The organism is Mucilaginibacter oryzae (genome assembly GCF_003148845.1).
Classification (GTDB): Bacteria; Bacteroidota; Bacteroidia; order Sphingobacteriales; family Sphingobacteriaceae; genus Mucilaginibacter; species Mucilaginibacter oryzae.
The window spans coordinates 51754-64186 of the sequence record NZ_QGHA01000011.1 but is presented as its reverse complement, the minus strand read 5'-3'; the positions used below and the strand labels follow the sequence as shown (position 1 = coordinate 64186).

Below are 12433 nucleotides of genomic sequence, written 5' to 3'. Positions count from 1 at the left end.
GTTTGGGGTGAGGCTATTAAAACCGTGGCCGGTGGCGCGGCTTGGTCTTTTGGGCGTTTTCCTGATGGGCCTGCCGCAGGGCTTCTTTATTCCGCTGGATCAGCGCGGGGATATGGGTTTCGCTGAGCGGTATGACCTCAGCTTTTAGTCCTTTTTGGATGGGGTAACGGCGCAAAACCTCGCGCTCATCCATGCCATACATGCGGGCAGTGGCAACCGGGTCCAAACCCAATTCATTCGGGATCTTCAGTTTGACGACGCCTTCCGGAAACTCCAGCAGTTTGGGATCGAGTTCCACCACCTGTTTTATCACCGGATGATAATAAGCTTCGTAATTCCAGCCATCGTTGGTCAGCTCAAAGCTTTTCAGGCTGATGACCGGGAAGAAATATTTAGCGTGCCTTAACTCATGCAGTTGCAGATCGACGATAAATCGTTCACCGGCCAGGTCGATCTCGGGCAGGATGCCCTCCCGTCGCTGTCTTAAAGCTTCCTGATCCACAATGACCTCGAAGTCGCGCATGTTTTGCAGCTTTTCTACAGGGATACCGTATTTCGCGCACATGCCCTCCGGGTCAAGCCGAACCAATTGATCGATGACGATCGGTTCGGCTTTATCAGGATCATGACTGACGGTCAGTTTTTCCGTATCCCAGGACAGCAGGTAATGGTCGCCCATATCGGCCATATCCGTGATAAAGGAGATCTCATGTTCAGGTTTATTGGTTTGCCTTAACACCTGCTTGTCGACATCAATCTCAAAGCTGATCTGCTCAAAACGGATGATCCGGGGTTCCAGTTTATTTTTCATGGCGTTGATGGTTAAAGGTGAATTGCTGGAAGAAACGGCGGCTGTAGGATTTCAACACCCTGGGCAGGCGTTTCTTTGCGGCGGCTTTCATCAAGCCGTGTTTGCCGTACTTACGGCTCAGGCCGAAGATCTTGAGGCTTCCGTACGTGGCGCCGCTGCCGGTAACGCTGATACCAATGATCGTTCCGGCACCGAGGATATAGAGGGTGGCAAATACGATCAGCAGGCCCATGACCAGTCCGGCGAAATACCAGATGTATTGCGCCCGGAGGCCGCGAAACTCGATGCTTTTGTTAATGCCTTTGTTGATGGTATAGATGCTGTTGTTCATGTTTCTTAATATTAAAAATGGCTGGTGAGAAAAAACAAAAGCGCCTTTTTAAGGTGGTGTGAACCGCTCCGCGCTGGCAATGGTATCATGTATCGCGCCGCCATGACTGAATAAAGCCAGCCGCTCCAGGCAGAAGCCGCGCTTGCGGCCCATGACAATGGAATGGTAGCCGAAGGTGATGACCAGTCCGCCTGGTGCCAGGCAGTTCGGTATCGTATCCTTCAATTGGCGGAAAGGGCTGCACACCATCCGCTGGTAAAGTTCCATGGATTTGCGGTAAGCATAGGGCGGGTCCAGCAGTATGGTATTAAATTGCTCACCTTTCCATTCACGCAAGAAGACTAAAGCATCCAGGTGGTGGTCGGCGGGCATGGCCTGGTTAAGGTCGTTGCGGGTTTCGTCCAGCGCCAGTTTGGTTTCGCCGGCAAAGAGGTTAAACACCCGGCCTTCACAGGTGCGTTCGGCCCATTCCCTGATGGCTTTCAGCGAAAAGGTATAGCGGTGCAGTGGGCAACGGATATGATCGAAATACAGTGTTTTCATATCCGCACCCCCTTAGTTCTTTTAAGTGTTTCGTTAACCCCTTCACCGAGTTCCTGTCTATGCGCGAGGATAGCGGCCGTCCTTCCTTCCAAAGGTTTTTGACTGGCTGCGGCAGGCATTTCCAGCACTTTGGCTTCAGGCGCGGAGATCCTATGTTTTTCCTCGCCATGCGGTGTTGGGGTTTGCCCTTCATCGCTTCCATTTTGCGCGTGTTGTTTGGCTTTGATCTGCTGCGCGATCTCGCGTTCCAGCCTGGTAAGTTCGGTTTTCATATCCCGTAGTTCGGCATCCCGCTCAAAGGGTTTTCCGACAAGCGCTTCCAGTTGCGGGATCTGCACGTTCAATTCGGCCAAGGTGGTTTTCAGTCTTTCTTCCTGTCCTTCGGCTTTATCCAGTGCGTTGAGGTAATAGCGGGCGGCTGTTTTGGCGTTATCGACATTGGGCACACCGGAGCTGTAGAGGTATTTGCCGCCGGTTTCGGGCCGCGTCGCGTACAGCACATTATAATAGCTGGCGGGTTTATCAAAGTCGAAACTGCCGGCATGACGCTCGATCATGAGATCGAAGCCATATAAAGTGCCGAGCTTTGTGGTGCCGGTCATCCCTTTTTCCGGGAGCCAGTTGCGGTATTTGGAAACCAGGAATTTGCCGATCGCCACCGGGTCAGCGCTGTTGAGTTTGTCCAGGCGGATGGGATTAGCCTTAGTGCCGTCCTTTTCCATTTTCAGGTTCGCCCGGTAGACTTTGAGGTCAGCCTGCAGGACCTCCAGTTCACGACCGGTTTGGGTTTGTTCTTTGCGTTTGTCTTCCAGGGCATAGCGCGAACGGCTGCTTTCCCGGTAGTGCGCGGTCTTTAAGCTTTCCAGGGCCGCTATCTTTTTCTCCAGCTTGGATTTTTCCAGCAGGCTGGTATCGCCGGAAAGGATGGCGATATATTCAGAAAAGTTCATCCCGCTGTTTTCATCCACCGAGCCCTCGTCGATACTGCGCACATTGAGTTCGCAGTTCTTCATCTGGCTGATGAACGTTTGTTTGTTTTTCAGCAGGTTGAACTTATAGTTGTCCAGCGACTGTTCCACGGCGTAGATAAAATTCAGCACTTTGTTGCCATAATGCTGTTTGGCCAGGGTATTGCCTTGTCTCGCGCCACGGCCGTTGCGTTGTTCCAGTTCCGAGGGTTTCCAGGGGATATCGAGGTGGTGCATGGCGATCACGCGCTGCTGTACATTGAGGCCGGTACCCGCTTTTTCGGTACTACCAATGAGCACGCGGATCTCACCCCGGTTCATTTTTTTGAACAGGTCAGGTTTCTGCTTATCCGTCCAGTGATGGATAAAGGTAATTTCACCTGCTTTGACATTCAGGTCATTGACCAGCTTATCCTTCAGCGCGTCATACAGGTTGAACTCGCGCGGTTTCGGTGTACCGATATCGCAAAAGACGATCTGCGTACCGCGGTGCGGCGTGCTCTCATGGTAAAGTTCGGCCAGCTGGCGTGCGCAGGTGTTCACCTTGTTATCCGGGTGGTCGCCGTAAGCCGGGTCGATCAGGCGCATATCCGCCGCCATTTTTTTGGCATAATTGGTGGCGATCAGCATGCGCCCTTTATCTTCTTCCTCGGATAAGGGCGGCCTGCCGATCAAAGTGGCATCGCCGCTTTCGGCGAAGCGCATCAGGCGCATGATAAAATCGCTTTGCTGCTCGCTGGGCTTGATATGGATCAGGCGCTCATCGAGTTCCGGTTTGTCCAGCGCGATATGCTTCGCCGTTTTATAGTCCGTGATCTCATTATAGAACAGCGCCAGTTCTGGCACCTTGATAAAATGCCGGAAGCGTTCCTTGCTGATGATCTGGTTGGTCACCGAGAACTCGAAGTCTGTGGTCTTTTTGGCGAATACCGCTGCCCAGCCATCAAAATTGGCAATGGACTGGCGCTCCATTTCCTTCGGGCGCAGGTATTTAAAGATCAGGAACATCTCGGTCAGCGAATTGGAGATGGGCGTGCCGCTCAGAAAGGTCACGCACAGGTCGCTGTCGAAACGCTCCTGCAAGGTGCGGATGGCAAAGGACATGTTCAGCGCCTTTTGGCTGCCCAGGGTATTGCCCAAACCGGCCACTCGGTCATGCCGGGTGGAAAAGGTCAGGTTCTTGAATTTATGCGATTCATCGATAAACAGGTGGTCGACGCCCATCTCTTTGAAGTTGATGCCGCTGTCCTTTTTCTCATTGATCTCCTGCTGCAGCGTTTGCAGTTTCACTTCCAGGTTGGTTTTGCGCAATTCCAGCCCTTTAAGCACGCGGCGGGTCACTTCGCCGCCTTCCAGAATCAGCGTATTTAAGTTTTCGGTGACATCGGCCAGCTCGCGGGCGAAGATCTGCGCCTGTACTTCCGGCGATTGCAGGATGCGGCCGAACTGGTCATGTGTCAGGATGATACAGTCCCAGTTATTGTTTTTGATCTCATGGAAAATGCGTAGGCGTTTGTCCGGTGTAAAATCGTTCTGGCCGGGAAAAAGGATACGGGCATCGGGATAAGCCTTGCGGTAAGTTTCCGCGATCTGGTTGACATTGGCCTTCAGCGCCAGGATCATGGGTTTTTGGACGATACCTAAACGCTTCATTTCATGGCCGGCCACGATCATGGTCAGGGTTTTACCCAACCCTACTTCATGATCGATCAGCGCGCCCCGGTTTTGCAGGATACGCCAAACCGCGTTCTTTTGCGAACTGTACAGGTCATCGATACCCAGGGCTTTTTTATCCAGGCCCGGGAAACGCAGGTGATCGCCGCTAAACTCGCGAAGTACGTAACAGTTGAACGTGCGGTTATACAGGTCGGTGATTTCCTTTTTTTCAATATCCGGCAACTCATACAGCCAGTTGGTAAAGCCGTTGCGGATCTGCTCGATCTTTTCGTGCGCCAGCTGGATGGCCTCGTTATCGGGATAGCGCTTGGTACTGTCGCCCATTTTAACCTCGTAGCTGAAATAGGGCGTGGTATTTTCCAGCGCGTGCTCCAGCAGCGTGTAGCCATAAGTAGTGCGGGTGGCCTGTGCCGGCCTGATCGCGAACTCTTTGGTGATCTTCAGGTTGGTCCCATCGACCGCTACTTTGAACTGGTCGCTGGACGGCAGGTAGGTAATACTTACCGGCAGACCAAAAAAGCTGCTGGCGAACCGCTCATAATAACGGTTCGGGAACCAGCGTTCGCCCAAGTTAAAGTCCAATAGTTCAAACGGGATCGGTTCCGGCTGTGCTTTTTCCAAAGCGTTCAGGCTGCGTTTGATCTCCGGATCGTCGGGATGGGCAGCGGCTATGTTACGCGCGGTGTCCAGCTTCTCTACCACGTTACCGCTCAAATAAGCATCGCGGGTTTCCCATGCCCGGTTAGCCGGGTTCATAAAAATATGGCTGTGCAGGCTAATGATCGCTTCTTCTGCGCTCAGGCCGGTCGCTTCACTGATAAACCCGATGTCGACCTTTCCATGATCGTTCAGGCTGCGGGCCAGGGCGGATACGGGGTCATCTGTTTTAAATACTTCCGTTCTTTGAAAGACCGGACCGTTTAAAATATCGGCGGCGCGGTAATCGGTACCCTCGCGGGTTTCCAGCGAGGCCAGCATTTTGAAGCCGTCCTTTTCATCGGCCAGGATCAGGCGGCGATTCGCTGGGCGGTTCAGTTCCCCGTATCGTTGCTCGAAATCGCTATAAGCCCGGTTCAGTTGCTCCCGCAGTACAGGGAGCTCCCGTAAGGCTTCCGCTTCTTTCGCGTATAGTTCATAATAGCCGTCGCGCAGCCGCAGGTAGGCGCGGTAAAACAGCGCGTGCTTTTGATCGGCCAGCGGCTCAAAGACCGCGCGGTTACGGTCGGGCTCCAGGTTGCTGATGTTGCCGACTCTTAATCCTTCGATGACCAGGCTGCCTTCCTGGTGATGGGGCAAAAGCCCCCGGAACCAAACGGTTGCCTGCTTTTCAAATTGGAATAAGCCCTTTAAGCTTTGGTCGCCCTCGAAAAAGAATTCATGACCGTATTGGCCCAGTTTTTCACGGAGCGCCGCAACTTCACGGCTGAACTGGTTACCGTTGAGCCAGGCTAAGGGAACTTGGATCTCCTGTACAGTGGAAAACAGCTTGTAAGCATATTGCCTGCCTTGCTGCAATTTGGCGGTGACCAGCAGGACACATTCCTGTTGGTCATTATCACGGGTCTTGACCACCCCGATGGAGCGGACGGTTTCCATAATGACCGCTGCACGGTCCATATCGGTCAGGTGATCCATCGCCCGGTTAACCGTTTCGGCAGGCTGGCTGTCGAACAGGCCAAGCTGCACGGAAACGGCTACCGCTCTGGCTTCCGGCATGGGCAGGTAAGTCAACTGTGGCTTTTCCGTTTCCTCTTCGGTGCTGTTGCCGACCGGTAGTTGTTGCACTGATTTTTGCGCCCGGTCAAAGGCCTCGCGGTCGAACCAGTTGCTTAGCCCGTCGCTGATGGTTTCTTCGATCTTTTCAGCGATGCCGCTAAGTTCACCGCTTTGCCAGTGCGCTTCATGCGCCTGCCCGTACTGATCTTTGCCGGCACGTACCGTATCGGCCGCGATAGCGTAAGCCTTTACGGTTTGCAAATATTCGTTGATGTGGTACTCGCCGAATTCATTGCGCTGCAAAGCGGTATTGAGCAGCATTTGCTCGTCCACGGTCAGCTCCGTTTTGGCGGTATGCTTTTGCACGATCAGCAGGTGGCTGGGCGCATAGGTGTTGGCATTATCCAGCATCAGGTTATCGGGCAATACGGTCAGGCTGATGAAATTAGCCCGGTTGAACAGATGCTCGCGGGCAGCCCTGTTCGTCGGCGCGTTCAGGAAAGCATCGCTGGTCATAAAAGCCAGGATGCCGCCTTCGGCGAGTTTGTCCAGCCCTTTGGCAAAAAAATAACTATGGATCTTGCTATTCAGGCTTTTCTCCGGGTAGGCCGGGTCAAAGACGGCGATATTGCCGAAAGGCACATTGCTGGCGATCAGATCATACCGGCCATTTTCACTGTTATCGGTTTTCTCCAGCGCTTTGATTTGCACTTCAACGGGCACCGAGAAAGTGGAGGCCAGCGCGATGAGCACCTTGCCAGTCAGGATATCTTTTTCTATAGCGGTGACCTGCTGTAGATCCGGGAAAGCTTGGGCGGCTTCGCTGATAAAGATACCCGCGCCGCTGCTGGGTTCGTACATCCGCTGTGGGCGGATGCCGTGGGCTTCCAGCACGCGGTAGAGCGTCCGGGGCACAAAAGCCGGTGTATAAAAGGCGGTATTCACGCTGTTGCGGATGGAATCAACGGCAGCCTGGTGATCGATAGCGCCGAGTTCCTTTCGGAGCAGGCCATGCAATTCCATCATGGACGGGTACAGGCGCAGGTCATTCTTTGAGGCATTCTGCTTCTTCCATTCTTCCACGGGTGCTTCCGGGAACAATACGGCTTTCAAACCACCGAAGCCGGCATAGGCGCCCAGCGTCTCCGCCTGCTTTTCGTCCAGCTGGTCGCCGGGACGGAAAGCGAGCGCGATGCGGATCGCCTCGATATTGCTGCGGAGTTGCTGTAGCGCGTTAAATGCCATGAGTTGTTTTCGCTGATGTAGTTTTCTTGCTTTCTGCTTTTTGCTTATCTGTCCAGGTATTCGGCGATCATGCCCATGATCGCGTGTTTCAGATCAGCGCTGTCTTCGTTCTCCTCACCAAAGGCGAAGACCTCGAAAATGGGTTCGCAGGCACCGATCAGGTTGATGAGTTCGTAGGTGAGGATACCGCTGCTGAGCATGCGCTTGTAGTCCGTCTCAAACTCGGCCTCCAGCAGTTCACGCATATAGTTGAAGCGCGAGGGCCGCAGGTCGCGGGTGAGTTCTTCGAGGCAAAGCGCTTCAATGACGTAGGCAGGGCGCTTTTCTTCCTGTAGCTGTGCCAACAGGTCGTTAACCGATTCCACTTTTTGCTTCAGGTAATGCTCCAGCCGGTGTTCTTCCTGCAAAGCGATGAGCAGGTCGGTATGGTTATGCAGCAGGTAATGATGCAGCTGTTTAATGAGTTGTGTTTTCATAGCTACCGAGTTTAGATGCCGAAGAATGATTTGATAATGGTGGCCACGACCACGAGGAAGATGCAGGAGCCGAACCAGGCGGCGGCAACCTTGGAGGTGTCCTGATCGCCGGCATTCCATTTTTGGTACACTTTCACGGCGCCGATCAGGCCGACGATGGCACCGATGGCATACATGAGGTTAGTCCCGCTTTCAAAATAGCTCCTGACCTGGGTGTTGGCCTGCTGGATGCCGGCATTGCCGTCCTGTGCCCTGGCAATAAGGGTCTGAGTAATGAGCAGACCGCAGACGGCGGCTGCCTTGACGATGTTTCTCTTGCACTTTTTCATTTTCACTTATCGTTTTCTATTTATTTTCAGCTGATTGACTTCTGCTTTGCGCTTTAAGCTTTTGGTCTTCTCGGTCATGGTTCTCCCTTACCCGCTCCCGGATTGTCCGGGAGGGGCAGGAAAGGTGCTGCCGTCGTTTCCCCGTGGGTCGGCTCAGCCTGGTTGGCGCTTGGCGCCGGGGCGTGCGGTCAGCAATTCGGTTTGTGGTTGGATTATCTTCCGTTGCCCCGTCCCGGCCTTAAGCGGGGAGCGGGACGGAAGAGCGGCGCCTGCTAACGCTCCCACCACTGATCGACTTCTTCTTTGGTTAGCAGACCGGTGCCGGTATCTTCACATTGGGCGACGATGAGGTGGCTGATAGCTGCCTTTTCCGCGTCGCTGAAGGTGTGGGGTTCCTGTAAGAGTTGCTTTAGTTGGGGTATCAAGACGGCCGGGGCATAGGGTTTGCCGGCCGCGCGCCCGATGATGGCTTTAAGTCTTTCACCGAGGATGTCGGACGGCGCGGGTTCCTGATTGTGGTGATCGTTCGCCTGTGGTGTCCCGGCTTCATGAGGCTGGTCGCTTGACTTATCCGAACAGCTGGTTACGATGTCAGCCGTCTCCCCTTCCTCGGGGTAGTTCAGATCCTGGAACGGATCATCATGAGCGCCGTGGGAATTCAGGCGTTCTTTCAGTTTTTGCAGTTCAGGCCGGTAGCAGCGCAGGAAGACGAACAGGTAGTAAATGATGGAGGCAATCAGGGCGGCGGTCAGGTATTGGTTCCAGGTGACATGGTGAAATAGCTGGTTCATGGCTTTGCTTTTTAATTCGTTTTGTTGAGACAAAGTTGCGGGAATAGGCAAAGCGAATAAACTTCAACTTGATGTTGCAGTCTTAGTGCAACTTTTGAAGTCTATTGAAAATGAATTAGTTATAAAATAAAAAAACAAGCGGAGAACTTTAGAGAAACTTTGGTTATGATGAAATCAGGGCAACTTAATACGTTCACGATGCAACGCAATTTCCGAATCCAAACCCGCCGCGTTTAATGATTTTTAATGGCTTGTCCTCGTCCGCCCGGGATATCATTACTGGTAACTAGGCAGATCGATCTTCCATATGCCGACGGCCCTGCTGGCGCCGAAGCTTACATTGATCCGTAATACTAACTTCTGCTGTCCCCGCCGCATGGATATGAGATTGTTCTAATGTGTACGTTCTAGCCAACCAAGGCGATTACCGGGTAGTTATCCGGGTGATGTTCAAGAAATCCAGCGCCGTGTATGGTGTACATACAGATCTAAAGACACCTACAGAAAGAATGAATCATATGACGGTGCTGTCGCTAATTTGGGAAAGGATTTTACAAAAGACCTAATTGATCGAGGTTATGGCGGTTAATCTGCGAACTTAAGAAAAGGATCAAAAAAAGATCGGGCTATGGATAACGAAAGGCGTTATCCATAGCCCGATACAGCAATAAACAATGTTTTTTGATCAGGCTATTGTAAGCTTTTTTAGGTTGATGCGCGGGATAACCGGCCGGTTGAAGGTTAAATCAAAACAAGCCCATACCGGGACTTAGCTCTCGTATGTGCTCTTAAACTCCGTTCTTGTTATTAAGCGAAAGCATAAAATGATCTTTTGGGCTTTTACACATCTCAGGGGTGCGTGAGCGTGAAGCCGTTGTTGTCAAGGGTTGCCGGAGACGAAAGGGTATAGCTAGTCTGTACATTGACGTTGCCGAGCAGTTTCTTGATTCCGCTCCCCTTCAATGTCAGCGTCCGATAGTTGCCGGCCTTAATATCCTGCGCACCGGATTTGCCATAAATAAAAGTATTGGCGACCGTATTGCAGATAAGCCCCCCGCCTGACATCGGCTCCTGGGCATAATCATATTCGATCAGTTTTTGGTTTTCCAGCGTCGCAGTCGCATCTTCCGCCACCAGCGCTCCGTTAAGGGTCAGGTTGGCCAGGTTGGTAAGCTTTACGCCGGAGGCTACCCGGACATTTCCGTTGATGACCGTCAGGTTAGTCCAGACACTGGTCATGTTCCAGGTTTGGTCCCGGGTGCTGATCAGCAGGTTACCGAGGTTCCAGGTATAGGTATCCTGTACGCCCGGTGTGGTCAGGCCGTTTTGCAACTCGAGGGTATTATTCCCCAGCAGGATCGCCGCTGCTGCGGAATAGGTTAACAGTCCTTTGATAACCGTATTCCCGCTACCGTTCCTGCTGAGCTGGAAACCGGATAGGGCGGCAGCTCCGTTCACGACGAGGTTATAGCTGGAAAGTTCCAGGTTCGATTTCCAGAAATTGACCGAAGCGGCGGTAATGTCCGTTCCTGCCGTATAAGTGCATTGAGCGGAATCATAAATATTCAACTCGACATAAGTGGGTTTTTTGATGGTAAAGCTCCCGCTGCCAAAGCTATAGTAGACAGAGCCTGCGGCTTGCCATACGCCGGTAACCATGGGATCTGTGGGAGCGCCTTTCAATATAAGGTAAGATGTAGGGTTACAATTGAGGATGCTGGTCGAATCCGTGCCGTTGATGGTCGATAGCAGGGTCAGCCAGGTATTCGTATTCGTGCCGTCCAGGGTAAGTGTCACGCCGCTGCCGATGATGATCGGCGTTGTGGCGGTTGTGCTGAGTATCCCTTTAAAAGTCTGATTGTTTGTGGTGAAACGTATTTCAGAAGCATTGATTACCGCGGCCACCCCGGCGGTGATGCCGCCCCGGAATTCCAGGGGATTATTACCAACATCGATATAACTGATACCGCTGCAAAGGCCCTTGATGACCGTGGTTCCTGTCCCTTTTCTGCTTAATGCGGCCGTAACCGTCCCGGATGAGTTTCCAAAGCTACAGGCGTTGAATTCAACATTATGGTCACCGATCTCCAGGCTGGTGAGGTATACGGTGACCATGGCAACATCCTTGATATCATACATCAGGTATTTTGTGGTTATCGGGCTGCCGTTTACATAAGCTCCGTTGGTGATATACAGGAAATTATAATCACCATTCACCGGCTTACTGATATACTGGGTACAGTTGCCCCAGTAGCCTACATAAGAAGCCGTACCCGGGATGAGCGTACCAAAGTTGGTTACCGGGCCCCAGAGATTAAAGGAAGCGGAGGACCCGCTCAGGTCGATGGTACCGGTATCGGCGTATAAATTGCCGCGGATGCTGACGGTTGTACCGGCTCCTTTGACGGTCAGTTTCCCGGTCACGGTCAGGTCGTTGATACTGTACGCATAATTAATGTACACCGGATTATCCAGTATAACGTTGTGGCTGATTACGACATTGTCGCCTGCCTGTGGGAAATTGTGGGCATGACGGCCGTTGCTGCTCCAGGTGTTCGGGTCGCTCCAGTTGCCATCCCGGAGCGTGTACCAGGTGTTTTTTTTTCGAAGGTACATAATATGTACGGGAGCTGAATTCACTGCTGAAATCATTTGATTGCGTTTTAAATTCGGCCCGGGGCAAGAGCTTTCTCCGGCCCCGGGCAAAACAATTAGAAATTCCTGCGTTTCGCGCGGACATACATATCCGCGCTGAGCGCAGTCTTGTTAACTACGTAAACCTGCATGCCGCTTTCCAGGGTGATTACGCGGTTCCCGGCAAGGTCGAGGTCAAAGATCGCAGGCACGAGCCCGGCCAGTGAACAAATAGAAGTTACCCCGTTGTTGCCGGAGTTGGCGGGTACGCTGATCTGAACGATATTATTTTCGGGCGTTGTGTTTACACCGATATAGATATCAAAAAGACGCGCATTCGATGTATCCAGGCTTCTGAAGAGCAGGTCAAGGAGTACGCTGGCATTCGATGCGCCCTGGGTGATCAGGGTCGCTGTATTGGCCGCTGTACCGGATGGAATCCTTACTGCGGGATAATCGGCAGTAAGCGTCGTAAAGGATAATTGATTGGATGATGTATTCATTAGATTATAGTTTGATAAAAGTTAAACGATGCTTTACTTGTGCCGCCCGGACCTGCCGGACCCTGAGCGCCGGTGTCCCCTTTCGGTCCGGCGGGACCCTGAGCGCCGGCATCTCCTTTGGGCCCGGCCGGTCCCTGAGCGCCGGTCTCCCCTTGTGGTCCTTGCGGGCCTTCCGGCCCGGCGGGGCCCGGCGTCCCGGCGTGGTTATTGATCTCCGCTGTTATGTTGTCCCGGAAATCTTTTAGGAGCTGTCTGAGTTTGGCGCCCTGCGTTTTGTTCAGCGCAGGGTTGAAAGGCCCTGAGGATATGATCGCCTCGTCGATTTGTTCATCTGTTAATAGTGCCATGGCATCATTGTTTTAGGTATAAATGATAGATTGATTTCTTCTTTTAAACTGGTTTCAAAACA

General features: G+C 52.6%; 10 protein-coding genes. All 10 read right to left on the bottom strand.

Annotated features, from left to right (window positions below; genetic code table 11):
- Positions 1-16 precede the first annotated feature (16 nt).
- The 10 genes from LX99_RS21045 to LX99_RS26315 all read right to left on the bottom strand — a co-directional run bounded on the left by LX99_RS21045 (position 17) and on the right by LX99_RS26315 (position 12371).
- Positions 17-811 carry a hypothetical protein gene (locus tag LX99_RS21045; RefSeq protein ID WP_109609622.1) on the bottom strand — a complete coding sequence of 265 codons (795 nt, stop codon included), beginning with the start codon at positions 809-811 and terminating at the stop codon, positions 17-19.
- Positions 801-1142 (bottom strand): DUF4133 domain-containing protein, encoded by a 342-nt coding sequence (locus LX99_RS21040; RefSeq protein WP_109609621.1) that lies wholly within the window; start codon positions 1140-1142, stop codon positions 801-803. Before LX99_RS21040 ends, LX99_RS21045 begins: the two co-directional genes overlap by 11 nt.
- Positions 1143-1190: 48 nt before the next feature.
- Positions 1191-1685: a hypothetical protein gene (locus LX99_RS21035; RefSeq protein WP_109609620.1), complete on the bottom strand. Its 495-nt coding sequence runs from the start codon at positions 1683-1685 to the stop codon at positions 1191-1193.
- A complete protein-coding gene (locus LX99_RS21030) occupies positions 1682-7291 on the bottom strand; it encodes a helicase-related protein (RefSeq protein WP_109609619.1) in 5610 nt (1869 codons plus the stop codon). Before LX99_RS21030 ends, LX99_RS21035 begins: the two co-directional genes overlap by 4 nt.
- A gap of 44 nt (positions 7292-7335) precedes the next feature.
- On the bottom strand, positions 7336-7767 hold the full coding sequence (locus LX99_RS21025; protein WP_109609618.1) for a hypothetical protein: 432 nt from the start codon (positions 7765-7767) through the stop codon (positions 7336-7338).
- An 11-nt stretch (positions 7768-7778) separates the two neighbouring features.
- Positions 7779-8096: a DUF4134 domain-containing protein gene (locus LX99_RS21020; RefSeq protein WP_109609617.1), complete on the bottom strand. Its 318-nt coding sequence runs from the start codon at positions 8094-8096 to the stop codon at positions 7779-7781.
- A 272-nt stretch (positions 8097-8368) separates the two neighbouring features.
- On the bottom strand, positions 8369-8887 hold the full coding sequence (locus tag LX99_RS21015; RefSeq protein WP_146203186.1) for a hypothetical protein: 519 nt from the start codon (positions 8885-8887) through the stop codon (positions 8369-8371).
- Positions 8888-9736: 849 nt separating this feature from the next.
- Complete coding sequence (locus LX99_RS21010) at positions 9737-11503, bottom strand: hypothetical protein (RefSeq protein WP_146203185.1); 1767 nt, start codon at positions 11501-11503, stop codon at positions 9737-9739.
- 95 nt (positions 11504-11598) lie between these two features.
- Positions 11599-12024 carry a hypothetical protein gene (locus LX99_RS21005; protein ID WP_109609614.1) on the bottom strand — a complete coding sequence of 142 codons (426 nt, stop codon included), beginning with the start codon at positions 12022-12024 and terminating at the stop codon, positions 11599-11601.
- Complete coding sequence (locus LX99_RS26315; RefSeq protein ID WP_211319069.1) at positions 12024-12371, bottom strand: collagen-like protein; 348 nt, start codon at positions 12369-12371, stop codon at positions 12024-12026. Before LX99_RS26315 ends, LX99_RS21005 begins: the two co-directional genes overlap by 1 nt.
- Positions 12372-12433 lie beyond the last annotated feature (62 nt).

Bases quoted from the DNA above. Each gene is read 5' to 3' on its own strand.
- LX99_RS26315 (WP_211319069.1), bottom strand. From the start codon at position 12,371: ATGGCACTATTAACAGATGAACAAATCGACGAGGCGATCATATCCTCA.
- LX99_RS21005 (WP_109609614.1), bottom strand. From the start codon at position 12,024: ATGAATACATCATCCAATCAATTATCCTTTACGACGCTTACTGCCGAT.
- LX99_RS21020 (WP_109609617.1), bottom strand. From the start codon at position 8,096: ATGAAAAAGTGCAAGAGAAACATCGTCAAGGCAGCCGCCGTCTGCGGT.
- LX99_RS21045 (WP_109609622.1), bottom strand. From the start codon at position 811: ATGAAAAATAAACTGGAACCCCGGATCATCCGTTTTGAGCAGATCAGC.
- LX99_RS21015 (WP_146203186.1), bottom strand. From the start codon at position 8,887: ATGAACCAGCTATTTCACCATGTCACCTGGAACCAATACCTGACCGCC.
- LX99_RS21040 (WP_109609621.1), bottom strand. From the start codon at position 1,142: ATGAACAACAGCATCTATACCATCAACAAAGGCATTAACAAAAGCATC.
- LX99_RS21035 (WP_109609620.1), bottom strand. From the start codon at position 1,685: ATGAAAACACTGTATTTCGATCATATCCGTTGCCCACTGCACCGCTAT.
- LX99_RS21030 (WP_109609619.1), bottom strand. From the start codon at position 7,291: ATGGCATTTAACGCGCTACAGCAACTCCGCAGCAATATCGAGGCGATC.
- LX99_RS21010 (WP_146203185.1), bottom strand. From the start codon at position 11,503: ATGTACCTTCGAAAAAAAAACACCTGGTACACGCTCCGGGATGGCAAC.
- LX99_RS21025 (WP_109609618.1), bottom strand. From the start codon at position 7,767: ATGAAAACACAACTCATTAAACAGCTGCATCATTACCTGCTGCATAAC.